This window comes from Magnetococcus marinus MC-1 (assembly GCF_000014865.1).
Classification (GTDB): domain Bacteria; phylum Pseudomonadota; class Magnetococcia; order Magnetococcales; family Magnetococcaceae; genus Magnetococcus; species Magnetococcus marinus.
Window position 1 is genome coordinate 1,828,573 of the sequence record NC_008576.1, and the last position, 25,798, is coordinate 1,854,370.

A 25,798-nucleotide genomic window follows, 5' to 3' on the forward strand; every position below is an offset into this window, starting at 1 on the left:
CCACCATTATGGGTAATGTAGTGAGGTTGACCGCATACTCTAGCGAGATCTTGGCCATGGATAGCATACGCATACAGACAGAGGATTTTTCGGCGCAGGATGAAGTGGATGCCCTGCTCAAAGCCAATCCTAAAATTGGTGGGGTGGTCACTTTTTTGGGTACCGTGCGCGATTTTACCTCATCCGACGCTGTGACCGCGCTGGAGCTGGAACACTACCCAGGTATGACCGAACGGGAGCTTGAGCGCATTGTGGCAGCCGCCCACGCCCAGTTTCCTGTCGAGGCGATTCGGGTGATTCACCGGGTTGGTTATCTGGAGGTGGGACAAAATATTGTTCTGGTGATTGCCGCTGGGCGTCACCGGGCCGAATCGTTTGAAGCCTGCCGCTATGTGATCGACCATTTAAAGGTACGTGCAACCTTGTGGAAAAAAGAGATCTCCCCCAGTGGTTCGCGCTGGGTAGAGAGCTGCCCCGGTTGCGAGGCCGCAGCCAGCCAATGGGCCGATCTTAAACAAGGGGCCAAACATACCCACGCCGTAAGCGCGGTTGAGGCAGACCATCACCACCACGGCGACCATCAGCACGGCGACCATCAGCACGGCGGCGGCCCGCAACATGGCCATGCTGAGCATCGGGATCATGGGGCGGCGGTGGCCAGTTGGCCTGGATTGCGGGTGGGGATCGTTACCCTGTCGGATAGCCGTACCCTGGCAACGGATAAAAGCGGTGATGCCCTTGAGGGCGCGGTGTTGAGCTATGGGGGGCGGGTGGTGCAACGCACCCTGTTGGCCGATGATCAGGCGGTGCTGGCGGCTTGTCTCTGTACATGGGCCGATGAGCAGGGGGTGGATGTGATTTTGACCACCGGGGGCACCGGTCCCAGCCCTCGGGATATTACCCCAGAAGCCACCCGTCAGGTGTGCAATCGGGAACTCCCTGGATTTGCGGAACTCATACGTGCAGCGGGTATGCAGCAGACCCGCAATGCAGTGTTTACCCGGGGGGTAACGGCGCTGCGTGGGCAGACCTTGGTGGTGAACTTGCCCGGCAGCACCCGTGGCGCACTGCACAGTTTGCAAGCGGTTGCGGATCTTATTCCCCATGCCCTAAGAATGGCCGCTGGGGCAGGCCACTAAGCCCACAAGGAGAGCCAATGATTGCCTTTGAAGAGGCCCGTGCCCGGGTTTTACAGAGTGTTACCCCCATGCTGCAAAGCGAGATGGTGCCGGTGCATGAGGCGCTGGGGCGGGTATTGGGGCAAGGGGCGGTGGCTGAATTTGCCGTGCCCAACCATGATAACTCCGCCATGGATGGTTACGGTATTCGCCATGCCGATTTGCACCCGCAAGATGCGGTAACACTGCATGTGTGTGCCGATCTGCCCGCAGGCGATCGCTTGAGCCAAGCCATCGGCGCGGGCCAAGCGGTGCGCATTATGACCGGTGCCCCGATCCCGGCGGGGGTGGATTGTGTGGTCATGCAAGAGGTGGTGCAGCGGGTTGGCGATCAGGTAACGATCCCCGCTGGGCAGGCTCTGGGCCAGAATATTCGTCCTGCGGGTGAGGATATTGCCAAGGGCGCTCTCTATTTAAACAAGGGGGTGCGCCTAACCCCTGCCCAACTCGGTTTGTTGACCTCAATGGGACAGACCAGCGTGGCGGTGTTCAAACGGCCCCGCGTGGCGGTGTTGAGCACCGGTAATGAGGTGGTTCGTGTGGGGAACCCTCTACGACCGGGACAGGTCTACGATAGCAACCGGACCACCCTGCTTACCGCGCTTCAGGCGTTAGGGGTGGAGGTGGTGGATTTGGGCTTGGTCCGAGATGACCGGGCGGCCATCCGTGAGGCCCTGGAGCGTGGCGCGAGCCAAGCCGATGCGGTGATTAGCTCGGGCGGCGTATCGGTGGGGGATTATGATCTGGTCAAGGCGGTGCTGCAAGAGCTGGGGCAGATCGACTTTTGGAAGGTCAATATGAAACCGGGTAAACCCCAGGCTTACGGTACCCTGGGGCAAGCCCGTTTTTTTGGTCTGCCGGGTAATCCTGTCTCGGCGCTGGCGGTGTTTTTGTTGGTGGTGCGACCGGCACTCTTAAAAATGATGGGGGTGGCCGAGTATGTGCCGCCCCTGCTCAGACTGCCGCTGTTGGAGGGGCGTTTGCGCAAAAAAAATAATCGGGTCGATTTTCAGCGCGGCCTTATCCGCTATGATGCCCAGCAGCCGGGGGTTGTCTCCACCGGTGGGCAGGGCTCGGGCATGCTCTCCAGCATGGCCGCCGCGGACTGTTTTATCGTTCTACCTGCCGAGGCGGTTGATTATGCCCCTGGAGAGCTGGTCACGGTTCAACGCATCGACTATTAAGGAAACGCTATGGGCAACCTGACCCATTTTGATGAAAACGGGGCCTCCCGTATGGTGGATGTCACCGAAAAACCGGCCACCGAGCGGGTCGCTGTGGCGGCAGGAGAGATCACCATGCGCCCACAAACCCTAGATCGCATTCTGCGTAAAGGGTTTGAAAAGGGGGATGTGCTGGAGGTTGCCCGTCTGGCAGGGATCATGGCCGCTAAAAAGGTGGATGGCTTGATCCCCTTGTGCCATCAAATCAACCTAACGTCGGTCAAGCTCGCCTTTCAACCCGACGAGGCCCACAGCCGCGTGGTTATTACCGCCCAGGTTAAGTGTACCGCCCCAACTGGGGTAGAGATGGAGGCACTTACGGCGGTAAGTGTAGCCGCATTGACCATCTACGATATGTGTAAGGCGATGGATCGGGAGATGGTGATTGGGGCGGTGCGCTTGCTGGAAAAATCGGGTGGGCGCAGTGGTCACTTTGTGCGTGATGCTCAGGATAGGGAATAACCGCCATGCCCTTGGTGGACCGTTTTAACCGCACCATCTCCTATCTGCGCGTCTCTGTGAGTGAGCAGTGCAATATGCGCTGCAACTACTGTCGCGTGCCCGAACAAGAGAGCCAGTTACGGGAACAGTGGCTGAGCTTTGCCGAACTGAGCCGACTGCTGGCACGCTTTGCCCAGTTGGGTATAGGCCGCTTTCGTTTGACCGGTGGTGAGCCCCTGGTGCGTAAAGATTTGGCGCAACTGGTAGCCGGGCTGCACCAATTGGCGGGGGTCGAGGAGATCTCCCTCTCCACCAACGGTCTGCTTTTGCCTCGCTTTGCCAAGGCTTTAAAAGAGGCTGGCATTGCGCGGGTCAATATCTCTCTGGATAGCTTGGACCCGAGCGGGTTTCAAAAAATTTGTGGGGATGTGGGTTCGCCAGATGAGGTCAAGGCGGGCATCTTGGCTGCCCTTGAGGCAGGTTTGACCCCCGTTAAGGTCAATATGGTGGTGATGGGCGGGGTCAACGATCATGAGATCCCCCACATGGTCACCTTTGCCCGCGAGCATGGTTTAACCCTGCGTTTTATTGAAACCATGCCCATTGGCAAGGCTGGGCAGCAGGTGATGGGCAGCTATCTCTCCAGTGATGCCATTTTGGAGCGGGTGCGGCAGGCGGTGGGGGCGCAAGCCTTAATCCCCATCACCGGTTTTAAGGGGCCAGGGCCGGCCTGCTACTACCGTATTGGGGATGCTGAGGTAGGGGTGATCTCGGCCATGTCCCGCCACTTTTGCGACACCTGTAACCGCATGCGGCTTACCGCCGACGGTCACTTGGTGCTCTGCTTGGGGCAGCAGGATCGGGTGGATCTTAAAACGCCCCTGCGGGAGGGGGCAAGCGATGCCCAATTGGATGAAATCATTCTGACCGCCGTGCAGGCCAAGCCCAAAGCGCACGACTTTTTACAGAGTGCCTCGCCCCATGCCATGACGGCCCTGGGGGGGTAAGCAGGGGTGCCGCATACGCTGTGTGGAGGCTCAGCCACCACAGACCGGGCAGTGTGCCTGGGCACGCATGGTCATGCTGTAAAAGCGCCAACTGTGTAGATCGACAAAGGTGACACGCTGAAGATTTTCCTCAGAGAGCCCCACCAACTGACGAATGACCTCGGCTGCTTGCAGGGTGCCGATCACCCCAGCGGCAGGACCCAACACACCGCTACGGGCGCAGGGTTGCAGCGCATCCATCGCCTCGGTTGGCGGGTAGAGGCAGCGATAGCAGGGCAGACCGGGGCGAAAACCGGCAAAGGCCGCCACTTGCCCTTCCCAACCCATCACCGCACCACTGACCAATTTTTTCTGTTTTTCCACGCATAGGGCGTTAATGGCGTAGCGGCTGGTAAAATTATCGGTGGCATCCACCACCAGATCGGCAGCTTCAATGGCCAGGGCCAGGGCTTCGCCCTCCAGCCGTAGGGGCAGGGGGGTGATGTTAATATCGGGGTTGATGGCCCTCAGGGTGGTGGCTGCCGATTCACTTTTATTCTCTCCGCAACGGGCGGTGGTGTGGATAACCTGCCGTTGTAAATTGGAGAGTTCTACCGTGTCGGCATCGGCCAGGGTGAGTTGTCCAACCCCACTGGCGGCCAAATAGAGTGCTACCGGTGAACCCAAGCCACCGGCCCCCACAATTAATACATGAGCCGCTAATAGCGCCTGTTGACCATGACCGCCAACATCTTTGAGCAGAAAATTACGGGCATAGCGTTGCAGTTGCTCATCGCGAAACATGGTAAATTCCCGTTAGCAAAAGGCCGCCATGTAGGGCGTTACATGGCGGCCTTTTGGTGTCGATAGGGGCGGGGCGGCGTGAAACCGCCCTCAAGCTAAGGCATGCAACGCCCTAGGAGAGCCCTTGCCCTATTATATCAAGGCGTCCAGATGCCTTGGTGCAGCCCTGATGCGCAGGGTAAACCCTTATTCGTACTCTTTATACTTGCTCACCACCACGCCACAGATCTTAGCGGCTTCTTCCATAGGCATAATGGGATAGCGTGGGTTAACGGGCTTGAGATAGCGGCGTCCGCCATCCACCGCCAGTTGTTTAAAGGTGACATCGTTCTCCATGGGCAAAAAGACCACCACATAGTGGTTATTTTTAGGCTCCATTTCGGGGTCCACTACAATGATATCCCCTTCGGAGAACTCCGTGGACATGGAATCCCCTTGCACCTTCAACGCAAAAGAGCGGTTGCTGGCAAAGTGAGGCACTGGCGCGTGTCCCAATGGGGTGTCGGTCTCCATGGACTCTTTATCATCGGGCCAAAATTTGGCGTCGCCCCAAGAAATGACCGGTGCTTGCAGGAAATCCATAGCACCAGTGTAGTAAGGAGCACCAATATCCGAGGCTTGATGGGCGCCACGGGAGCCGCCTAAAATCATATCCCCTTCGCCGGTTTCCAGCCAGATGGGATTGACGCCACAAGCGAGTGCAATGGCGACGGTACGACGTGATGAACGGGAACGCCCGCACTCCAATTTATGGATGGCGGTTTGGCTGATGTCCACCCGATCAGCCAGCTCTTTTTGAGTAAAACCCGCATATTCACGGGCGGTACGGATACGATCTTTGAGTGTCATGGCTTCTACTACATAATTGGAGTTAGCTCTGTAGGCCCGTATGGAGAGGTTTATCCCTCATGGCAGACGGGCCTGGCGGAATGGGTCAACTTGCCTTAGAAAGGGATTTGACCGCAGCAAGTTTATGCTTCAACGTCTCAACCCCCTGATGTTTTCAGGGTATAAACAAATCATAGGTGCATGGGTTGGGCTCCAGAGGTACCCCCCCTTTGCACCCATTCAACAACCAACTTTTTGGCACGCAACGCGTGTTGTTACCCTTGTTTGTCCGTCAAGGTAGCGCCGTTTATCCCAAACTGCGCCAGTTGAAGCCGCAGTGCAGGGGTTGAGAAAGTCATTAAAACGACAAAAAAAAGCGACATTTTCTATATGCGTTGATGTGTGACTAAAGAGGTTAGTGCAGCGTGCCAATGTCTTAGAGTGTAAAAAGTTACGCAGAACACCCTAAAGCATTTACACGATATTGTGTCATATGATTGCGTAAGGGTCTGCTTAAATAACATCATGGTGGAAAGTATCGCATAAAATCCCGATTTAAAATATAAAAAAAAAGACTTAACAGATAGTTTTATGCCATTTCACGGGGAGCAGCACGGCTTTTTGTCGTATTTTGTATGAATTGTAAGAAAGAATTACCTTTAAGATGTTCTCATTTTGTCCGTCTATAGGGCGTTCGCGCTGGTTGTTTGCCGGGCAGTTTTGGTTGTTACTCTGTTGTCGAGCGTGGTAATTAACCAAGGGCTGCGAAGCATCACCTTAATCCCTGTTGCGGCACTGCGTGTTTGCCACGTTTTTTTGGATGGCTGTTTATCAAAAAAATTAGAGTCACGATAAAAAGAGATAGAGTGAATGTGAAACGATAGCGTGATGGATGAAGTATGCAAGCAAGGTGAGAATATTTTCTTTTTTACCCTAAAGGCTTAGATATATATCAGCGATTACGAACCGTTACACATGCTGCCTGAAACTTTATTTGATGTCGAGCCAAAAAATTAGATTATATTGAAAAAGTGTATTAAGGATGCCGCGCTTTGCGCGGGCAGATTCTTGGCTTATGGATTGGTACGCGCTCCAGAACAAGGTCGAAGATTGCCAGTCGAGAGGGTCGTGTATGGTAACTTTACGGGGACACATGCAGAGAGGAAGGCGCACTGGAAAAGGTAGATAAACAAACCTGTGTAGGGTGAGGCTGTAAACAATAGGGCCATAAACAACAAAAAATGGGTCGGGGGTGCTGTGCAAGGGTTGTCTGAGGGTGAACTATTTTTGGGGTTGGGTTTCCTGCTGTTTGGGCTTGTGGTGGGGTTGTTGATTGTGTGGTATACCCTGCGAACGGGGGCGCCGCCCATGCCCTCTACCCGCACCATGCGGCGGATGTTGGCGGATTTGCTGCCTGCCTATCCGAGTGGATCCATCATTGAGTTGGGTAGTGGGTGGGGGGGGTTGGCCCAGCAACTGGCCCTTCATTATCCGCAACATCGTGTTTTTGGGTTAGAGCTCTCCCCCCTGCCGTGGCTGTTCAGTTGGGCAAAGAGGCGCGCGCTGGGGCCGCCAAATTTACGTTTTGTGCGGTGTGATTTCCGCGACCACCCCCTGCATGAGGTGGGTTTGGTCGTCTGTTATCTTAATCCAGAGGTGATGCGCCGTGTCGAGCCATGGTTACGACAAGGGCTTGCTGCTTCGGCTTGGGTGGTCTGTATCGGGTTTGCGTTGCCCGGCCATAAGCCCGTTAAAACCATAAAAGTGCCAGATATGCACGCCACCACCCTGTTTCTCTATCAACCCACATCCGGCACGGTATCTGTGGCGTAAGGTACCGTTGCGAGTTGATGACGTATTTTTCGGAGCTTTTTGGTGTCTTGTGCCAGCCATTCATCCTCACAATGGGTGGAGAAAAGACCTTGGATGCACTGTTGTTTCCAATCTGCCAAACTGCCGGACAAAGAGTAGTAGATCCAAACCCCTTGGCGGCGACGCTCAAGCCAGCCGCTCTTATAGAGCGCGCCTAAATGCCGAGAAACCGTGCTTTGGGGGTGTTTAGTGACCAGCATGCACTCGTGAACACACATCTCACCGGCGTGGAGCATGAGTAAAAGAAGTCGAACCCGGAGTGGCTCAGAGAGAGCCTTGAAAGATTCTGCAAGGTTGGTTAATGGATGCGGCATCTTCTCTCCAAAAGTATGTTTTGAGCAATCATTAAAATGATTTGCATCGCATACATAGGTTGGTTGTATTTTATGGCACACGCCAGCCTTGCCTTATTTTACCATGAAGGGCTAAAGGCAATGGCACTTCTCGTGTACATCGTGGCCTGTTCGCGTACTTAAAGACGATGGTAAGTCTAAAAAAAATCGCTATCTGCTTTTATCCATGCGAAGAGGCAAAAAAAAATAGGCAAACAGCATTGGTGCGATATTAGGGCTTTATGCCAACTTAAAGCACACTAAAAACGCCCTATAGGGTGCCAACGCCGCTCATAATACATGATATGTGTCAAGGTTGCAAAAGGATGTAACAAAAAAATGGTAAAAAATTCAGATGAGCATGACTGTAGATGAAAAATGGGTAGGGCAGCGCGCGCTGTAAGGCAGCAAGCCTTAAGGGCATTCTGTGGTTTGCTGTAACCGTTCAGAGACCCCTCGTTCAGTGAGGATGTTCACCGTTTGAGAAGGAGTCAACTGCCGGGAATAGCGCCAATTTTGTTTGACCATGGCAAAGAATATCCTTGACACGATTTTCGTCGAAAATGTGAAATTTCAGAAGGAGAGTGCGATCCGATCTGTTTTTGCCTATCAAAGCCTTGAGGAGAGTTCTGGCGGGTTTTCAGCTGTGGCGCCCACCCCCGGGTACGAGCGAATTTTTGCGCTGGATCCAATGGGGCGCAGAAGCGCAAAAATCTCTTCCTGGAAACCCGTGTTATCATGTGTGCGAGGATTCATTCACCGGCGATGATGTGGTGCGCGAACCATGAAGCTTTCAGATCACGACCTGCTCCAGATTGATGAGGAATATCTCTCCTCACTATCGTCTGCAGAGTTACTGGCCGTCAGCCGGAAAATGTTGGAGGATCTCAAGGAATCTCGTGAGCGTTTGAACCGAACACCCGACAACAGTTCCCAGCCGCCCAGCAGTCGTCCGGCGTACCTTGGGATTCCAGTTGAGCAAGACGAAACGCTTTCGGATGAGGATGAAGAGGACGTTTCGCCGGTGGAGAAGAAGGGAACCGATGATGCGGATGGAGATGATTCACCAGGGCCATCCGGCAGTTCTACTCCCTCTGCTCCAGGAAATGGTAAGTCGGATTCCTCAGGCAAGAAGCCGAAAGGCAGGGCTGGGAAGCCAGTTGGGGCCAAGGGATTCGGCAGAACGCAGATAATTCCGATTCGGAGTACCGTGGTTCATCGAGCGGAAACGTGTGCTGCCTGCGATGCTGCCCTTCCCTTGGATGCTCGATTTACAGCTCGAATCGGCTATGTGACCATCGATCTGATAAGGGGTGCCCCGGATCAGCCTGGATTGAGGCTAGAGGGGACCAAGCACCTTTTTGGGGAAGTTGCCTGTAGATGCGGCCATATTTCATGTACCGGTCCCGGCACAGGGGATAGACTTGAGATTGCAGGACGCAAAACCGCAACCAGTTTGAGTGAATGGCGTATTGTCGGCCCCATGTTGGCTGCTTTCATTGTTGCGCTCGCAAAACGGATGCGGTTGTCTCGCTCCAAGGTTCAGGAGTTTTTGATCGATTGGTTCGGCCTGGAGTTGAGTGTCGGGACCATCGACAATTGCATACGTGAGGTCGGACTGGCTGCCGCCCCTGTTCAGGATGAACTGATTGCCGAACTTCGTGCATCCGCTCTGGCTCATGTAGACGAAACGCCTTGGAAGCAAAAAGGTCAAGCTTTGTGGCTCTGGGTTTTCGCGACGGCAAATACGGTCTTGTTTTGCGTGGGACGCCGGACTCGACAAATGGTCCTTGATATCCTGACCGAGGAATATGCAGGCTGGCTAATGAGCGATGGACTCATGAACTACCGGATTTTCTCCAGGCGGCTGCGCTGCTGGGCGCACTTGATCCGAAAAGCCAAGGGGTTGTCGACAAGCCTGGATAAAGAGAGCAAACGATTCGGCTCCAGGGTATTGGAGGTCCTGGAATACATGGTCGAAGAGGTCAAAGATGGATCGGATCCGCCAGCTGCCGAGTCGATTTTGGAAGAATTCCAGGGATACTGCGAATTGTACAGAGATTATCCCCCGTCCGAGAAAGTTCGCAGCCTTGCCGTTGAGCTTCTCAATGACTGGGATGTTATCTGGCAACCTGTGAGAGTTCCAGGGCTGCCGCTGACCAACAACGATGCGGAGCGGGCTCTGCGCCACTGGGTCATTGCGCGTCTGATCAGCCACGGAACTCGTACGGCAGAAGGGAGTCGGGTATTGGGTGTGCTGGCTAGCGTCATCGAAACTTGCCGATTGCGGAACGTGTCTCCCTGGGACTATCTTGCTGAGGTGATTGCTGAACGGAGAAAGGGAAACCTCGTACCGCCGTTACCGGCTCCAGTAGCCGCTTGATATCGGGGTCTCTGAACGGTTACGGTTTGCTAGGTTTCCCCAGCGCGTTGGGGGAGGGTGCATATAGGCTACAGCATCTTTTAAAGCTTTAAAAAAACAGGGATTGCTTGCCCTTGTCCGCAAAGTATCAGTGCTCTCTGATAGGCGGGGTTGGTTGTCAATTGCGGCACAGAACGCATATGTGCGCCACCTTCTTTCAGGCTGCTCTCTTTAGCGCGCAATTGCGGGAAAAAGAGTACCCAAAAAATGGCTTAGTGTTAAAAAAGGTCGAAGAGTTAACTGATCTGACCAATTATTTGGCAATCCGTCAAATCCCTATAGTATGGTGTGAGAGGGTGTTTGGACGGGCTCCAACCTTGTGGCTGTGAATGCTCGCAATGAGGGGTGTGGCTGGGGTGGACTTTTTTTATTGCATTAGGGCACTATAGAGGCGGCGTCGGTCGAGAAGGTGTTCGGTGGACGGACGAGGGGGGTGTTGAGCGGTGTGTCGGCTAATAGCGTCAGGCGATGGCTCAAAATGCCTCAGGGTAGATAGAAATTGGCACCCCAAGGTGTCGAGGTTATAAGCTAAGGAAAGCGCCTTATGTCGTTGCGAAATGCCAACTGTCGCCTCTCTGTTGAGTTGGTGCCACGAGATGTTGAAGTGTTAAAAGATGAGATAAAACGGGTACACCAACACTTTCCCCAGATCACCACCATTAACATACCAGATTTGGTTCGTTACCCAATCCGCAGTTGGGACGGTTGTGTGTTGGCGAAAGATCATTTTTCCAGTGCCATTCCTCATTTGCGCGCCATGGATATGCCCGAGCAACCGATACTGCCCATGCTTGATGTGCTGGATGCCAATGGCATTACAGAGGTGCTGGTTATTAGTGGTGATGAACCGGTGGCGGGTGAAGTGCATCGCGGCCCCGACTCGTTGGAAATTATCCAGCGGTTTAAAACGCTGGCACCGCATATTAAAGTTTATGCTGCGCTGGACCCCTACCGTACCAACATCCAGCATGAGTTGGCGTATGCCCAACAAAAATTGGAAGCGGGCGCGGCGGGCCTTTTTACCCAGCCCTTTTTTGACCATCGCTTAATGCAGATCTATGCGGATCAGCTGCAAGGGTGTGCGGTGTGGTGGGGGCTATCACCGGTGGTGACAGAGGCTTCTAAAAATTACTGGTCACGGGTGAATCGGGTGGTTTTTCCCGCCTCATTTCAAGCCGATTTAGCCTGGAACCAGGCTTTCGCGCGGGATGTGTTGGATATGATCCATGAGATGGGTCACCATATCTACTTTATGCCGATCCGGGTTCCGGTAGAAGATTATCTGGCGGGTGTGCTGGCCGAGTAAGGTACGCCAATCCCCCTAAACAGTAAGCGGCTCGTGGGGCTGGCCGCTTGTTGTTTGGGGGAGCAAATTAGTCAATGGCCTGGAGATTTGCCGAGATGGGCTGGTGAGCAATGCGAATTAAAACCACGCCGATGGCCGTATCTTCTTGAGTGTCAGCCCACAATCCACGCTCCTGCAAGCGGGGGTAGAGCAGGGCAGGCATGCGGTTGTGGTAAACAATAAGCTGTTTTCCAACAGGCAAGCCAACCACCGCCTCTAAAATCACTGACAGCGGCTGCGGGGGTGGCAGTTCACGTACATCCACAACCTGATGCACGGTTGGGTTTTCGTACCAAGCTGGGTCTATGTCGGCAGATCCACGCAATGGGGAGGGCAGCGGTTTACAAGGGTGGTTACAGGCCACTTGCTTGGGGAGATGCTGGTCGGTCTGGCGTGACATGGATAACCCTCCTTAAATAGAACCCCCATTATGCAAAAAAAAGCTGATTCATTCAACACCTCGTCGCCCTAACGGTTGTAAAACGGCTTGGTGGGTCTGCCGCCACATGCAAGCTTGGTTGCTCTCTACAAAGGGATATCTTTGATGACAAATTGCAGTGATTCACCGCTTTTGACCAAGCCACAGCCCTTTTTTATGCAGTTACAGGGGCGACGTTGTTTGGTGGTCGGGGCCGATGGTGAAGCGGCTGAAAAGTGTGAACAGCTGCTGCAAGCAGGCGCGCAGGTGATCTGGTTAGCACCCGAGCCCACCGCCGCCATGCAACGTTTGATGGATGCATACCCCATCGAGTGGGTCACAGAAGCGTTTACTGAAAAATGGTTGCAAGGGGTGTGGTTGGTGCTCTGTAGTGGTACCGATACGGCGTTGTTACCCAATCTGTTTGCTGCGTGTGAAGCGCGCCAAATTTTTTTAAATGTGGTGGATAAGCCTCGCTATTGCTCTCTGATTTGGCCGGCCCAAATCCAGCGAGGAGTGGTTTCAGTGGCGATTTCAACAGGGGGCGCCAGCCCCGCTTTAGCGCGCTGGGTGCGGGAGCAGATTGAAGCGCTGTTGCCTGCCCAGTTAGGTGCTCTGGCACTTTGGTTGTGCGGGCAGCGTGAACAGGTAAAAACGCGCTTGACGGGTGGCTTTGCGCAGCGGGCAACATTTTGGTCGACACTCTTTAAAGAAGGCTTGGTCGAGTGTTATGTGCAACAGGGTGAGCAAGCGGCATTGGGGCGTGTTCAGCAGGCGCTTGAAGAGGTGACAAACATGCAGGAAAAAGGGTAAAGGGAAAGGCTTTTTACAAAGCGGTAGCCACATCCTTGTTGCCTTCTGGAAAAGGGGAGGATGGTCGGTGTGTTTACGCCATTTTGTTAGGGGCGGGCGAGGGCTTTACGGATTTTGCGTCTCCTTATCCAAGGTGGCCACGCAGAAACGGTTACGCCCCTCTTGCTTGGCGCGGTACATGGCCGTATCGGCAGATTTAAGCAGTTTGGTGATACTGTTGCCGTGGATCGGATAGAGGCTAATACCAATACTACAGCCGACCTGGAAACTTTCGTTGCCAAAGTTGACGGGCTTTTGAATGGCGTGGATAAGCTTTTGCGCCACCCCCATAACCAAATGTTCTTCACGTATTTCGGTAAGCACGGCCACAAATTCATCCCCACCTACCCGCGCGGCAGTGTCCGATTGGCGCAACTCATAGCGGATGCGTGCTGAGATCTCCCGTAAGACGGCATCTCCTGCTTCATGTCCATAGTTATCATTGACCGGTTTAAAATGGTCAAGATCAATATAGAGCACTGCAATTTTGCCCTCATAGCGTCTGGCCTTAGAGACCGCTTGTTGCAAACGGTCCTCTAACAACGAACGGTTGGGCAAGCCCGTTAACGGGTCGTGATGGGCTTGGTGTTTAAGCTTTTCTTCGGCAATTTTACGGGTGGTAATGTCGGAAAACAGGCCAATATAGTGACTGATCTGCTGGTTTTCACCACGAATGATGCTTAAAGAGAGCCACTCGGGAAATTCCTCGCCATTTTTACGGCGCCGCCAGATCTCGCCTTGCCAATTTCCCTGATTCTCCGCCTGCTGCCAGATAGATTGGTAAAAAGCGGCATCATGACGTTGTGAGCGTAGCAGTTCAGGCGAGCGGCCAATGACCTCTTCGCGGGTGTAACCGGTGATATAGCTAAAGGCCGGGTTGACATCCACGATTATGCGCTCAGCATCCAGCACCACCAGCCCTTCCTGGCTGTGGTTGAAGATTTTGGCGGCCAGCTTGAGCCGCTCCTCTTTTTCGCGTTGATCGCGAATATCCCGAAAAGAGAGCACACCGCCGCTCAAAAAATGGCCATCCAGGATGGGTGCGGCATTAAAAGAGATGGGTATAAGCTTACCCGTGCGGGTGCGAAACAGGGTTTCGCCACTGATCTGTTCGGTTTCACCACGCAGGGCGGCCAGCATGTGATCGGCGCTCTGCTGGTCGTGCAAACTGCCACAAGTGTGGGGAATCAATTGCTCGTTTAATGTGGTTAGGTGGAGGGCAGACTCGCTATATTCCAGCAACTTTTCCCCAGCGGGGTTAAGAAAGATGATGCGCTGGGCATTATCCACGCTCAACAAACCTTCTCCCAACGAAGCCGTAAGATCTCTAAGCCGTTTTTCACTGCTGCGTACCTGCTGCATGGCCCGCTCTAACTTAATGATGGAACGCAGACGTGCCAGCAGTTCAACCCGGCGAATCGGCTTGGTAATATAGTCGGTGGCCCCCTCTTCAAAGGCGTGGGCCAGATCACGCGGGCGATCATTGCCCGTGACCATAATGACCGGAATATTCTGGGTGGGCGGGTTGGCTTTGAGCTGCCGTAGCACCGATAAGCCATCCATATCCGGCATCATAACATCCATAAAAATGATGTCTGGCAGGCTGGTATGGGGGGGGTTAAACGGCGCAATGCTCGCTGTATCCGTTGGTGTTAACCCCAAGGTTTGTAAAAAGGCTTCGCCAGAGTCGTGCAGCTGTAATGTGCTATAACCCGCTTTGCTAAGGATACGCATCAAGAGCAAACGATCATCTGGAGAGTCATCAACAATGGCAATATGCACGGGACCCCAACTTCAAGGCTTATAAGGTTATTCGTAACGGATTTCTACGCGTTCCAGATAATCCTTTAATTGGGTAACACCGACAGCAATGCCCTCTTTGTTAGAATTTTTGGCAGCGATTTCGATGTCTCGACCAATTTCGGTGATTTGGTCAAAGCCGTACCCCGCACCAGAACCTTTCATGCGGTGTCCTAAAATGCTTGCGGTTTCAAAATCATCATCCAGTAAAGATTTCTCAAGGTCTTGAATGTCTTTGCGACGATTCTCCAGATAACCGGGCACAATATCTTCAAGATCTTCATCAATGACAACTTTGATGGGGTCGGACATGTAATCCTCCGTCATACGAGCTGCACAAGGCAGCTAACAGAATTAAAAGGTAAAGCGCTTCCGTTGGTACCGTCTGCGTAACGCAGTAATCAGGCGAAACAAAAGGCCATCTGACGCCATCCATATCATGTATGCACCTTGATTGCCACCCACATAGAATAGCCAAAACCTCCATTTTTCGCTAAGAAAAACTTGTTGCAAGGGTCGGAAAAGCGTGGTTTCGTTAAATTTTGCAAGGGGAACAAAATTTTGGGTTAAGTTTTTTTATCGCTCTTCCACAGCCTCGATGGTTGATACAGAGGGGGAGAATGATTCTGTTGAGTTACGCAATGTTACGCATTTGAAGGCTGGAAAAAATGGATAATAGGTGTATGATTTGCGTGTAGGGATTGTCATCGGGGGTGTCGAGTTTTTGTATACGGTGGTTTTCCTCTATTCTCGCATGGTCTATACAAACCCTCTTTAAGCTGGTGCCAAGGGTGAATGGGCTGGGGTCATAACGGAATGGTTTTTTCTTGGATAAGGTGTTTGAGATACCATGTCAAGTGAAGGGCAGATTCTTGTCTGTGATGATGATCCAGATATTTTGCGGCTGGTCGGTGACTATCTAGAGCAGCGTGATTTTCGCGTGAGGTTGGCCGACAGTGGCGGCGCGATGAAACAAATTTTGGAACAGACCCAGATTGATGTCGTGGTGCTGGATCTGATTTTACCCGACGAAGATGGTTTGCAGCTTTGCCGCGAACTGCGGGCGCGCTCTAACTTACCGATTATTATTCTGAGCTCCAAAGGGGAGCAGATGGACCGTATCATCGGTCTCGAAATGGGGGCTGACGACTATGTGTCCAAACCGTTTCATCCCCGTGAGCTGCTGGCGCGCATCAAAAGTGTATTGCGTCGCGCCCGCTCTCTGCCTGAGACCATTTTAGATAATCCTGAACAGTTTAGTTACCATTTTTCGGGTTGGACAGTCGATGGTCCTTCGCGCACTCTGTTTGCCCCCAGCGGCAATAAGGTGGTGTTGACCGGCGGTGAACACGCTCTACTGCGGGTCTTTTTGCACCATCCCAATCGGGTGCTCAGCCGGGACCAAATTTTAGATCTTACCTATGGTAAAGACCAAGAGCCCTTTGGGCGCACCATTGATATGCAGGTTAGTCGTCTGCGTAAACGTTTGGTGGACAATGCCAAAGATCCTTCATTGATTAAAACGGTCCGCAATGCGGGCTATGTTTTTTGCTCGCGGGTCACGATTGAAGCGGTTGCAGAGTCGCCAAATATCGCCGAATAAGCCCGAGATATTAAGATGTTTGTCGCAGACAGGGCCACCCGGTAACGGGTGGCCCTGTGCGTTAACATGGGCGTTACTTTTTACCTGTAGGAAAGCGTTATGCGTGCATTGGTGCAGCGGGTGTCAGAAGCCTCGGTGGTGGTGGAGGGGCAGGTGGTGGGGGCGGTAGAGCGGGGTCTGTTGGTCTTGCTGGCGGTGGAGCGCGGGGATGGCGAAAAACAGCTTGAAGAGATGGTGCGCAAGGTGGCCCGTTTACGTATTTTCCCCGATGAAGCGGGTAAAATGAACCTCTCCGTAAAAGATATTGAAGGGGAGGTGTTGGTGGTTTCACAATTCACCCTGGCCGCGGATATGCGCAAAGGCTATCGTCCCTCGTTTTCGTTGGCGGAGGAGCCTAAACGGGCTGAGGCGCTCTATCTTGACTATTGCCAGCGGCTAAACCAGCATGAGGGGGTTGTGGTGGCGCAGGGTCTGTTTGGTGCGGATATGCAGGTTAAACTGATCAATGATGGCCCGGTAACCATTTGGTTAGACCTGCCACCCCAGGAGGGTTGATTGTGGGCGCTGCGCCAACACAAGGGGACGCATCGGCGGTAGCATGGCGCTTTGCCGTGGATCGTGGGGGTACCTTTACCGATGTGGTGGGCATCGACCCGCAGGGGGAGATGGTGCCCATCAAACTGCTCTCCGAATCGCCCCTCTATGCCGATGCCGCCATTGAGGGCATGCGTCGTTTGCTGGGCTTGCCCGCCCAAGCGGCCCTACCCGAGGCACAGATCCAATGGATACGCCTAGGCACCACCGTGGCCACCAATGCGCTGTTGGAGCGTAAAGGGGCCGCTGTTGGGCTGTTGATTACCCAAGGTTTTCGGGATTTGCTCGCCATAGGGGATCAGCGCCGCCCCCATCTGTTTGAGCTGACGATTCGCCAGCCTGAGCAGATCTATCAAGCGGTTGCTGAGGTGCCTGAGCGGATGTTGGCCGACGGCACGCCCGCGCTCCAACCCGATGGCTCGGTGGTACGTGAGGCTTTGAACGGTTTTTTGGCGCAAGGCATTACTGCGGTTGCGGTGGTCTTGCTGCATGCTTGGTGCAATCCCGCCCATGAAGAGCAGGTGGCCCAGATGGCTCGGGAGATGGGCTTTGCCCAAGTGACCACCTCCCATGCTGCCTTGGCGGTCATTCAAATCACCGGGCGCGGGCAGACCACGCTGGTGGATGCCTATCTCTCCCCGGTCTTGCTCCATTATGCCCGTCAATTACAGCGCTGGACGGGGGCGATTCCGCTGCATTTTATGAGCAGTGCCGGTACCCTGTTGCCGCCAGCGCATTTTACCGGTAAAGATGCCACCCTCTCTGGGCCGGCGGGTGGGGTGTTGGGGGTGGCCCATGTGGCGCAGCAGCAGGGTGAAGCGCAGGTGATTGGCTTCGATATGGGGGGGACCTCCACCGATGTTTGCCACTATGCCGGTAACCTGGAACGGGTGTTGGAGGTGGAGACGGCGGGCATCCGCTATCAAGCCCCTATGCTGCATGTGGAGACGGTGGCCGCCGGGGGTGGCTCGCTGTTGCGTTTTGATGGCCGCCAGTTACGGGTGGGGCCCCACTCGGCTGGGGCTGAGCCGGGACCGGCCTGCTATGGGCGGGGTGGCCCCTTGGCCATTACCGATGCCAATCTGGTTTTAGGGCGCATTCAGCCCGATCATATGCCCAAGCTGTTTGGCCCCCATGGCGATGCCCCCCTGGATGGCGCAGCGGCCCGAGCCGGTTTTGCGCGCTTATTGGCAGAGATCCAACAGGCGGGTGGGCAAGTGAGCTCGGTGGAGGCGCTGGCCTTGGGTTTTATTCAGGTTGCCAATGAGAGCATGTGCCAACCCATCCGTACCCTCGCCATTGCCCAGGGGTTGGATCTGCCCCAGCATGCCCTGGTGGCGTTTGGCGGGGCTGGTGGGCAGCACGCTTGTGGAATTGCCCGTAACCTGGGTATGGCACGGGTACATCTGCATCCACTGGCGGGGTTGTTGTCGGCCTATGGGATTGCCCACACCCCGCATCGACGCACCCAGGTAGAGAGTCTGCTACTACCCTTGGATGGCGCAGGTTTGGCACAGACTCGGGAACGGGGTGATCAGTGGGTGGCCCAGTTAAGTAAGCTGTTGTTTGCCGAGGGGCGGGAGCAGACCAGCGGGGTGGAGGCTACCCTGCGGGTAGCCGTGCGGGTGGTGGGCAGTGATGCCACCCTTACCCTGCCATTAGAGGAGACGGTGGCGGCGGTGCAGCACGCATTTGCCCAGGCGCATCGTGCGCGCTTTGGTTTTGCCCCAGAAGCGGCTCCGCTGGAGGTGGTGCATCTGGAGGTGTCGGTGAGCCTGCCGGCTCCGCGCTATGCACGGCCCAAAGTCACCACGCGGGCGGTTGCAACGCGGCCGCCGCCGATGGTGCCGGTCTGGTTTTCCGCAGCGGGGCCAGAAATGACTCCGCTCTATCAGCGGGATGAACTGCCGGTGGCGCAGCGTGTGCGGGGTCCGGCGCTGGTGGTGGAAGCGAACACGGTGTTTGTGTTAGAGCCTGGGTTTTCCATGCAGCAGGATGAGCAAGGCATGCTGCAATTTAGTCGTGTGGCCGAGCCTCAGGTGGCGGTCCCGGCAAATCCTGGCGAGCCCGCCCCCAGCGAGGGGGCTGATCCTGCCCGGTTGGCGCTATTTAACCACCGTTTTCAGTATATTGCCACCCGTATGGGAGAGACCTTGGCACGCACCGCCCACTCGGTCAACATCAAAGAACGGCGGGATTTTTCCTGTGCCATATTTGATGGGGCTGGGCGCTTGGTGGCCAATGCCCCCCATGTGCCGGTGCATCTAGGGGCGATGGGCGAGAGTGTGCGACACCTGCTGGCCCAGGTGGGGAACAACCTGGAAGCGGGGGATCTGTATGCCAGTAATGATCCCATGTGCGGGGGCTCGCATCTCCCGGATATTACCGTGATGGCCCCGCTGTTTGGGGCGGTCCAGGGAGAACCCCCCCAGTTTTTTGTGGCTGCCCGTGGGCACCATGCCGACATCGGCGGTACGGTACCCGGTTCAATGCCCCCCTTTGCCACAAGTTTGGTGGAGGAGGGGGTGGTGTTGCGCCAACTGCGCATGGTGCGTGCAGGGGTGTTACAGCGGCAGGCGATTGTGGAGGCACTGAGTCAAGGCCCCTATCCGGCCCGTAATATAAGTGAGCGCATGGCCGATCTACAGGCGCAGATGGCTGCCTGTGTGGCAGGGCTTGAGAGCTTGCAGCAGCTTTGCGAGCAATTTGGTGTCGCGCAGGTAAAGTTCTATATGGAGCAGATGCGCCACAGTGCCCGCTACGCCATGGAACAGGCCTTGGAACCCTTTTTGGCGGGTGCGGCGAGCCGTCGTTATCGCTTTAGCGATGCCATGGATGATGGTTCGGTGGTGGCGGTCTGTATTGATCTCTGCCGAGAGCGGGGGCGGGTGCGGGCGCATATTGATTTTAGCGGCACAGCGGGCTGTCATAGCGGGAACCTAAATGCGCCCCCGGCGGTGACACGGGCTGCGGTGCTGTATAGCATGCGACTGCTGATTGATGAGGATATTCCCCTGAATGATGGCTGTATGGAGCCCATAAGCATGGTGCTGCCCTTGGGGAGTATGCTTAATCCCCAAGGCAGCCCGGCGGTCTCGGGGGGGAATGTGGAGACCAGTCAGCGGGTGGTGGATGTGTTGTTGGGTGCCTTGGGGGTTGCGGCGGCTTCGCAGGGGACCATGAATAACCTGCTGTTTGGTCGTCAGGATGGGCAGGGTGGGCAATATTATGAAACCATCGGTGGGGGCAGTGGTGCCACCGCGCAAGGGGCGGGGGCCAGCGGGGTGCAGGTGCACATGACCAATACCCGTATGACCGATCCTGAGGTGATGGAGCATCGTTTTCCTTGGGTGCAGGTATTGGGTTTTTTCCGGCGTTCTGGCTCGGGTGGTGCGGGTCAACAGCGAGGGGGGGATGGGCTGGTGCGGGGCTTGCGTTTTTTGCAGCCGGTGGTGTTGTCGCTGGTGAGCGAGCGGCGTCGCTTGGCCCCGTTTGGCTTGCATGGGGGAGAGGCGGGTAGGCCGGGGCGGCAGTGGATTGAGCATGCCCAAGGCCAGCGCGTACCCTTGGATGGCCGCGCCCAGGTAAACTTGGCAGCGGGGCAGGCCATCTGGATTGAAACACCCGGTGGGGGGGGCTATGGTAAGCCAGAGTAAACCGATGGTTATTGGTCGCTAAAAGAAAAAACCCTATGAAAAGCTTTTCTTGTGTGGCCTCAGGTCGTACACTTAGGCGGTTTGCTCCACGGTGGAGTAGGGTGTTTTGAATTGTGATGTTTGCGTAAGGGGCAGTGCTTGTGAGCCGATCTTCTATCCGGGTGTGGCCCGGGAATCCGTTTCCTCTAGGTGCAACGTGGGATGGCCGTGGGGTCAATTTTGCCATCTTTTCTGAGCATGCCGAGCGGGTGGAACTCTGCCTGTTTGGTCCCGATGGCTTTCGTGAAACGGCACGCATCTCCCTCTCGGAGTATACCAACCAAGTGTGGCACGGCTACCTGCCGGATGTGCGTCCTGGGCAGCTCTATGGGTATCGGGTTTATGGCCCTTATCAGCCGGAACATGGCCACCGTTTTAACCATAATAAACTGCTGTTGGATCCTTACGCCAAATTGCTTAACGGACAGTTGCAGTGGCATGAAGCGCTGTTTGGTTATCGTTATGATGATCCCTTGGGGGATCTAAGCTTTAGTGATCTGGATAGCGCCCCCTATGTGCCCAAATGCGTGGTGGTGGATACCGCCTTTACCTGGGGTGGTGAGCAACCCCCCAATGTGAATTGGCTGGATTCGATTATCTACGAGATGCACGTACGTGGTTTTACCATGCAACACCCCAAGGTGCCGCAAAACCAGCGGGGGACCTTTGCCGGCCTGTGTGCGCCAGAGGTGATTAGCTATCTGCAAGATTTGGGGATCTCTTCGGTGGAGTTGCTGCCGGTGCATGCCTCGGTGGATGAGTGGCATCTGGCGCAAAAAGGGCTTTCAAACTATTGGGGTTATAATACGTTGGCCTTTTTTGTGGCCAATCCTCGGTTTGCCAGCGGGCCAGACGCCATCCGCGAATTTAAAACCATGGTGCAGGTGTTCCATGAGGCGGGTATCGAGGTGCTGTTGGATGTGGTCTACAACCACACCGCAGAGGGCAACCATGAAGGGCCAACTCTGAGCTTTAAGGGCATTGATAATAAAGCCTATTATAAATTAGAGCCGGGCTATAACCGTTACTATCGCGATTTTACCGGTTGCGGCAACTCGTTTAATCTGCGTCATCCCAAGGTATTGCAGTTGGTGATGGACTCGCTGCGCTACTGGGCAGGCGAGATGCATGTGGACGGTTTCCGGTTTGACTTGACCACCACCTTGGCGCGGGAGGCCGATGGCCACTTTGACCGCCACTCCGGTTTTCTGGATGCCATTGCCCAGGATCCGCTGTTGTCACGCAAAAAGATGATTGCCGAGGCGTGGGATATTGGTGATGGGGGGTATCAGGTAGGGAACTTTCCCCCAGGCTGGGGCGAGTGGAACGACCGCTACCGCGATGCCATACGCCGGTATTGGAAAGGGGATAAGGGCATGGCAGGGGAGTTGGCTTCACGGTTGACGGGCTCCAGCGATATCTTTAACCACAATGGTCGGCGGCCTTGGTCCAGCATCAATTTTGTCACCGCCCACGACGGGTTTACCCTGCGCGATTTGGTCTCCTATAACCATAAGCACAACAGCGATAATCTGGAAGATAACCGGGATGGCCGTGATGCCAATGATAGCTGGAATTGTGGTGTAGAGGGGGCCTCCGAGGAGCCCGCCATACGGATTTTGCGCCTGCGTCAAATGCGTAATTTTTTGACCAGTTTGCTGCTCTCGCAAGGTTTGCCCATGTTGGTGGCGGGGGATGAGCGCGGGCGCAGTCAGAACGGCAATAACAATCCTTACTGCCAGGACAATGATATTAGCTGGGTCAATTGGGATGAGCACGATGAAGAGGCCAAAGAGCTGCTCTCTTTTACCCGTTTTCTGATTAAATTGCGTCGTGAGCATGGGGTTTTTCACCGTCATAGCTTTTTTAATGGTCAAAAAATCACCGGTCTTGAGGTTAAAGATGTGGTGTGGTTGCGCCCCGATGGCCGGGAGATGGAGCGGTGTGATTGGGATAATGTGCACACCCTCTGTTTGGGCATGCTGCTGTCGGGTGAGGCGGGGGAAAAATTTCTCTCCCGCTACGGGGATGCGCAGGTGGATGATACCTTTCTGCTGCTGCTTAATAGCCACCATGAGCCGCTACCGTTCCATCTACCAGAGGTTGAGGATGGCAGCGGTTGGACCCGGCTGTTGGATACCATGGAGAGGGGTGGCGGTTGTGATGAGCCACAGCCAGGCATTGTCAACAGCTATCAAATGGGTGGGCGCAGTGCGGTGCTGTTTGTCTTGCAACGCCGTGAGCGGGCGGTGGAGGTTAAACCCAAGCCCGCTACCAGCGGGGATGAGCATGAACTGCTCAGGCAGTTGGCCGAGGCTGCCGGTATTGATAGAGGTTACTGGACCGTCTTTGGAGAGTGGTTTGACCTGCCGGATGCCTCGTTAAGGAGCTTTTTGGGGGCGATGGATCTGGCTGCGGACAATCAAGGGCAGATCCGGGCCAGCCTGACTCGCTTAGAAGAGGAGCCTTGGCGACGCGCTATGCCACCGGTGGTGATGTGCCGTTATCCTTGCACAGGGGTGGATATCGCCATTGTGGTGGGCGCCGAGATGGTGGATGAGGCGTTGGAGTGGGTGTTGGTGGATGAAGCGGGGCATATCATTCCTGGCAAAGTGGTGCCCAGTGATATGCCGTTGGATGGTGAGCGCTTGGTGGATGGGCAGCATCTGGAGCGGCGTATATTCCATCTCTATCAAAAGCTTGAGGTTGGCTATTATCGGTTTGAATTGCATGGGGCGGGTCTGCCCGATGGCGATTTTGCCAGCATGCGCTTGGTGGTGGCTCCGTCGCGCTGTTATCTACCCAAAGCGTTGGAGAAAAATGATGGGCGCATCTGGGGCTTTAGTCCCCAACTCTATGCACTGCGCTCTCAGCGTAACTGGGGCATTGGTGATTTTGAGGATCTCAAGCAGTTGGTGGAGATAACCGCCAGTCATGGGGGCGGGATTATTGGTTTGAACCCGCTGCACACCCTGTTTTTGACCCGACCGGAGCAGGTTAGTCCTTATTCGCCCAACAGTCGGCACTATGTTAATCCACTCTATATTGCACCCGAGCAGGTGCCGGAAATGGAGTCGTGTGAAGAGGCCCAGATCCGCCTTAACTCGCCTGGGGTGCGGCGCCTGCTGAACAAGTTACGTGAGTCGGAGATGGTGGATTATGTCGAGGTGTCGGCATTGAAGCTCTCGATCATGCGGCTGCTTTATGGGGTGTTTCGTGATAAGCATATGACCCCGGATAAGAGCTGTGTAACCAGCCCCCGGGGTTTGCAGTTCAGAGCCTTTGTCAAGGCGGGGGGTGACGCCCTTATGCGGTTGGCGGTGTTTAACGCATTATCGGTCCAGTTCGCCCAAACCGGCGAGGATGTCGGAGGCTGGCGCTCCTGGCCCACCCCCTACCGCCGTCCGGATTCCCCCGAGGTCAGGCGTTTTATGCAAGAGCAAGAGGAGGAGGTGTTTTTCTACCTCTACCTCTACTGGATTGCTGACACCCAGTTACAAGAGGCCAAAGCGAGCGCACAACAGCAGGGCATGCCGGTAGGTCTCTACGCCGATATGGCGCTGGGGGTTGACCCGGATGGGGCCGATTTCTGGAATGAACAGAGCGCCTATGCGGGGGATATGCGCATCGGTGCGCCAGCGGATCTGTTTAATCCCAAGGGGCAAAACTGGGGGCTGCCACCCTTTGACCCCCGTGCGTTGCGTGCGCAGGGCTATCAACCCTTTATTGATGCCCTGCGTAATACCATGCGCCACGCGGGGGCCATTCGTCTGGATCATGTGATGAGTCTGGCCAGACTATTTTGGGTACCGGTGGGGGCTCCGGCCACAGAGGGTGGTTATGTGCGCTATCCGGTAGAGGATCTGCTAGGGTTGGTAGCCTTAGAGAGCCAGCGCAACCAATGTACGGTGATTGGTGAGGCGCTGGGTACGGTACCTGAAGGGTTCCGGGAAAAGTTGGCTGAAAATGGTATTCTCTCCTACCGTTTGCTCTATTTTGAACGGGCTGAGGAGGGGCGTTTTCTACAGCCGCACGAATTTAATACCCGCTCGTTGGTTGCGGCGACCACCCATGATTTGCCAACCTTTAGCGGTTTTTGGGAAGGGGTGGATCTGGCGGTTAAAGAACAGCTGGATCTCTACCCCAATGAGGAAATGGCTGTGCGATTCCGTGGTGAGCGGGTGCATGATAAAATGAAGTTAAGGGAGGCGTTGCAGCAGGTGGGCATTCCCCTGACCGAGCAGTTTGAACAGGCCGATGCCACCCCCGAGTTGATCGAAGCGGTCTACCGTATGTTGGCCCGTACCCCAGCGCATTTGCTCATGGTACAGCTGGAGGATGTGTTGCAGCAAAAAGAGCAGGTTAACCTGCCTGGAACCGTTAATGAGCACCCCAATTGGCGCCGTAAATTGCCTGCGGATCTGGAAGCGTTGGTGCAAGATCCACGCTTTAAGGGCTTGACTAAAATGTTAAATAGCGAACGCCCACCCCTATAAGTCGCGTGTAAATTAGGGTGAAAGAGAAGCGGGGCTTGCCCACAGGGCGGGCCCCGTTTTTAATAGCGGTGGAGGTAGGATTTAAACCCTATGTGCGACAACGGTGTGGCATTTGGCTGAAAAAACACCACAGAGGATACTGTTTGCTTGTCATTACGCAAATTTTGGCCTACAAACAGAGGCAGGGATATGGGGAAAAGGTTCTTACTTCCACACTAATTAAAGTGTTTAATGGGGCGATTAATTATAGTGGCCTTCTCCTAGGGGGTGCTCTGCGCGGATAGGATGGGCGATAAAACTCTGCAAACAACATGGTTTGCGGGGTTGCTTTCCTGAAATTGGCAGATTTCAAGAAGGCGTTTTAACGGTTTAGGATCCTGTAGAGATCTGATTTTAAAAGGGCTGGTTTCCCTTATTGGGCAAACCGCTATGCGTGCATGCGAATGGGAGTTTTAGAATGATGAGCCAGTATAAACCGAGTAATGTTGAACAGTTAGCCTATCAAATCTGGGAGGAACGTGGTTGTCCTCAGGGTGAAGATATGGCCCATTGGTTAGAAGCCGAGCAGCTGCTTCAGTCCGAGGCCCAAGAGGGTGAGGCGTCGGGCGAGGGCGATGTGTCGGGTGAGGGCGAGGCCAAAAAATCTGCCGCCAAAAAAGCCGCCAGCACCCCTAAAAAATCTGCCGCTGCCAAGCCTGCCGCAGCCAAGAGCGCCACGGCCAAGCCTGCCGCAGCCAAGAGCGCCACGGCCAAGCCTGCCGCAGCCAAGAGCGCCACGGCCAAGCCTGCCGCAGCCAAGAGCGCCACGGCCAAGCCTGCCGCAGCCAAGAGCGCCACGGCCAAAAAGCCAGCAACGAAGAGCGAGACCCAGGCCGGTTGATGCCCGTCTTGGTCTGATTTTACAAAGCC

The 25,798-nt window shown here is 54.9% G+C and carries 19 protein-coding genes and 1 pseudogene; 14 read left to right on the forward strand and 6 right to left on the reverse strand.

Features of this window, described 5'->3' with window-relative positions:
- The first annotated feature begins 20 nt into the window (after positions 1-20).
- Genes MMC1_RS22075 through moaA form a run of 4 tightly spaced genes read left to right on the forward strand, consistent with a single transcriptional unit; the run spans position 21 to position 3,849 of the window.
- Positions 21-1,139: a molybdenum cofactor biosynthesis protein MoaE gene (locus tag MMC1_RS22075; RefSeq protein WP_011713157.1), complete on the forward strand. Its 1,119-nt coding sequence runs from the start codon at positions 21-23 to the stop codon at positions 1,137-1,139.
- 17 nt (positions 1,140-1,156) lie between these two features.
- Positions 1,157-2,362, forward strand: a complete 1,206-nt coding sequence (moeA, locus tag MMC1_RS07645; RefSeq protein WP_011713158.1) for a molybdopterin molybdotransferase MoeA — start codon at positions 1,157-1,159, stop codon at positions 2,360-2,362.
- 9 nt (positions 2,363-2,371) lie between these two features.
- Entirely contained in the window at positions 2,372-2,863 is a 492-nt protein-coding gene (gene moaC / locus MMC1_RS07650; RefSeq protein WP_011713159.1) for a cyclic pyranopterin monophosphate synthase MoaC, read from the forward strand.
- A 5-nt stretch (positions 2,864-2,868) separates the two neighbouring features.
- Complete coding sequence (gene moaA / locus MMC1_RS07655) at positions 2,869-3,849, forward strand: GTP 3',8-cyclase MoaA (RefSeq protein ID WP_011713160.1); 981 nt, start codon at positions 2,869-2,871, stop codon at positions 3,847-3,849.
- 30 nt (positions 3,850-3,879) lie between these two features.
- On the opposite strand, the gene MMC1_RS07660 is transcribed toward moaA, so the two are convergent.
- Together MMC1_RS07660 and MMC1_RS19830 are read right to left on the reverse strand one after the other, a co-directional pair.
- Positions 3,880-4,632 (reverse strand): HesA/MoeB/ThiF family protein, encoded by a 753-nt coding sequence (locus MMC1_RS07660; RefSeq protein WP_011713161.1) that lies wholly within the window; start codon positions 4,630-4,632, stop codon positions 3,880-3,882.
- Positions 4,633-4,818: 186 nt separating this feature from the next.
- The gene (locus tag MMC1_RS19830) at positions 4,819-5,481 is read right to left on the reverse strand and encodes a LexA family protein (RefSeq protein ID WP_011713162.1); all 663 of its coding nucleotides are present in this window, start codon (positions 5,479-5,481) and stop codon (positions 4,819-4,821) included.
- A 1,236-nt stretch (positions 5,482-6,717) separates the two neighbouring features.
- Between MMC1_RS19830 and MMC1_RS07670 the strand changes: the two genes are divergently transcribed.
- Positions 6,718-7,293, forward strand: coding sequence for an SAM-dependent methyltransferase (locus MMC1_RS07670; RefSeq protein WP_011713163.1), 576 nt, complete (start codon positions 6,718-6,720; stop codon positions 7,291-7,293).
- Here the strand turns inward: MMC1_RS07670 and MMC1_RS21160 are convergent.
- Positions 7,260-7,646 (reverse strand): ArsR/SmtB family transcription factor, encoded by a 387-nt coding sequence (locus MMC1_RS21160; protein WP_011713164.1) that lies wholly within the window; start codon positions 7,644-7,646, stop codon positions 7,260-7,262. The two genes, MMC1_RS07670 and MMC1_RS21160, sit on opposite strands and share 34 nt — an antisense overlap.
- 802 nt (positions 7,647-8,448) lie before the next feature.
- Here MMC1_RS21160 and MMC1_RS07675 point away from each other — a divergent pair.
- Both MMC1_RS07675 and MMC1_RS07680 read left to right on the forward strand, forming a co-directional pair.
- Complete coding sequence (locus tag MMC1_RS07675; RefSeq protein ID WP_011712137.1) at positions 8,449-10,047, forward strand: IS66-like element ISMasp4 family transposase; 1,599 nt, start codon at positions 8,449-8,451, stop codon at positions 10,045-10,047.
- 583 nt (positions 10,048-10,630) lie between these two features.
- On the forward strand, positions 10,631-11,392 hold the full coding sequence (locus MMC1_RS07680) for a methylenetetrahydrofolate reductase (protein ID WP_011713166.1): 762 nt from the start codon (positions 10,631-10,633) through the stop codon (positions 11,390-11,392).
- A 67-nt stretch (positions 11,393-11,459) separates the two neighbouring features.
- Here the strand turns inward: MMC1_RS07680 and MMC1_RS19835 are convergent, their stop codons facing one another.
- Positions 11,460-11,831, reverse strand: a complete 372-nt coding sequence (locus MMC1_RS19835) for a DUF2249 domain-containing protein (protein WP_011713167.1) — start codon at positions 11,829-11,831, stop codon at positions 11,460-11,462.
- Between the two features lie 144 nt (positions 11,832-11,975).
- Between MMC1_RS19835 and MMC1_RS07690 the strand changes: the two genes are divergently transcribed.
- A complete protein-coding gene (locus tag MMC1_RS07690; RefSeq protein WP_011713168.1) occupies positions 11,976-12,662 on the forward strand; it encodes a precorrin-2 dehydrogenase/sirohydrochlorin ferrochelatase family protein in 687 nt (228 codons plus the stop codon).
- Between the two features lie 105 nt (positions 12,663-12,767).
- On the opposite strand, the gene MMC1_RS19840 is transcribed toward MMC1_RS07690, so the two are convergent.
- Together MMC1_RS19840 and MMC1_RS07700 are read right to left on the reverse strand one after the other, a co-directional pair.
- The gene (locus MMC1_RS19840; RefSeq protein WP_011713169.1) at positions 12,768-14,483 is read right to left on the reverse strand and encodes a GGDEF domain-containing response regulator; all 1,716 of its coding nucleotides are present in this window, start codon (positions 14,481-14,483) and stop codon (positions 12,768-12,770) included.
- Positions 14,484-14,510: 27 nt separating this feature from the next.
- Positions 14,511-14,813 carry an Hpt domain-containing protein gene (locus MMC1_RS07700; RefSeq protein WP_011713170.1) on the reverse strand — a complete coding sequence of 101 codons (303 nt, stop codon included), beginning with the start codon at positions 14,811-14,813 and terminating at the stop codon, positions 14,511-14,513.
- Between the two features lie 538 nt (positions 14,814-15,351).
- On the opposite strand from MMC1_RS07700, the gene MMC1_RS07705 reads away from it, so the two are divergent.
- The 6 genes and pseudogenes from MMC1_RS07705 to MMC1_RS07725 all read left to right on the forward strand — a co-directional run bounded on the left by MMC1_RS07705 (position 15,352) and on the right by MMC1_RS07725 (position 25,769).
- Entirely contained in the window at positions 15,352-16,104 is a 753-nt protein-coding gene (locus MMC1_RS07705) for a response regulator (protein ID WP_011713171.1), read from the forward strand.
- Between the two features lie 99 nt (positions 16,105-16,203).
- Complete coding sequence (gene dtd, locus MMC1_RS07710) at positions 16,204-16,659, forward strand: D-aminoacyl-tRNA deacylase (protein WP_011713172.1); 456 nt, start codon at positions 16,204-16,206, stop codon at positions 16,657-16,659.
- A 2-nt stretch (positions 16,660-16,661) separates the two neighbouring features.
- A complete protein-coding gene (locus tag MMC1_RS07715; protein ID WP_011713173.1) occupies positions 16,662-20,354 on the forward strand; it encodes a hydantoinase B/oxoprolinase family protein in 3,693 nt (1,230 codons plus the stop codon).
- A 140-nt stretch (positions 20,355-20,494) separates the two neighbouring features.
- Positions 20,495-22,639: pseudogene (gene glgX / locus MMC1_RS22535) on the forward strand (glycogen debranching protein GlgX); the annotation flags it as partial.
- A 249-nt stretch (positions 22,640-22,888) separates the two neighbouring features.
- Positions 22,889-24,889 (forward strand): 4-alpha-glucanotransferase, encoded by a 2,001-nt coding sequence (malQ, locus tag MMC1_RS22540; protein ID WP_407081018.1) that lies wholly within the window; start codon positions 22,889-22,891, stop codon positions 24,887-24,889.
- Between the two features lie 457 nt (positions 24,890-25,346).
- Entirely contained in the window at positions 25,347-25,769 is a 423-nt protein-coding gene (locus tag MMC1_RS07725; RefSeq protein ID WP_011713176.1) for a DUF2934 domain-containing protein, read from the forward strand.
- Positions 25,770-25,798 lie beyond the last annotated feature (29 nt).

Coding starts and splice junctions, on each gene's coding strand:
- moeA (WP_011713158.1), top strand. CDS start 1,157: ATGATTGCCTTTGAAGAGGCCCGTGCCCGGGTTTTACAGAGTGTTACC.
- moaC (WP_011713159.1), top strand. CDS start 2,372: ATGGGCAACCTGACCCATTTTGATGAAAACGGGGCCTCCCGTATGGTG.
- moaA (WP_011713160.1), top strand. CDS start 2,869: ATGCCCTTGGTGGACCGTTTTAACCGCACCATCTCCTATCTGCGCGTC.
- MMC1_RS07660 (WP_011713161.1), bottom strand. CDS start 4,632: ATGTTTCGCGATGAGCAACTGCAACGCTATGCCCGTAATTTTCTGCTC.
- MMC1_RS19830 (WP_011713162.1), bottom strand. CDS start 5,481: ATGACACTCAAAGATCGTATCCGTACCGCCCGTGAATATGCGGGTTTT.
- MMC1_RS21160 (WP_011713164.1), bottom strand. CDS start 7,646: ATGCCGCATCCATTAACCAACCTTGCAGAATCTTTCAAGGCTCTCTCT.
- MMC1_RS07675 (WP_011712137.1), top strand. CDS start 8,449: ATGAAGCTTTCAGATCACGACCTGCTCCAGATTGATGAGGAATATCTC.
- MMC1_RS07680 (WP_011713166.1), top strand. CDS start 10,631: ATGTCGTTGCGAAATGCCAACTGTCGCCTCTCTGTTGAGTTGGTGCCA.
- MMC1_RS19835 (WP_011713167.1), bottom strand. CDS start 11,831: ATGTCACGCCAGACCGACCAGCATCTCCCCAAGCAAGTGGCCTGTAAC.
- MMC1_RS07690 (WP_011713168.1), top strand. CDS start 11,976: ATGACAAATTGCAGTGATTCACCGCTTTTGACCAAGCCACAGCCCTTT.
- MMC1_RS07700 (WP_011713170.1), bottom strand. CDS start 14,813: ATGTCCGACCCCATCAAAGTTGTCATTGATGAAGATCTTGAAGATATT.
- MMC1_RS07705 (WP_011713171.1), top strand. CDS start 15,352: ATGTCAAGTGAAGGGCAGATTCTTGTCTGTGATGATGATCCAGATATT.
- dtd (WP_011713172.1), top strand. CDS start 16,204: ATGCGTGCATTGGTGCAGCGGGTGTCAGAAGCCTCGGTGGTGGTGGAG.
- malQ (WP_407081018.1), top strand. CDS start 22,889: ATGTGCCGTTATCCTTGCACAGGGGTGGATATCGCCATTGTGGTGGGC.
- MMC1_RS07725 (WP_011713176.1), top strand. CDS start 25,347: ATGATGAGCCAGTATAAACCGAGTAATGTTGAACAGTTAGCCTATCAA.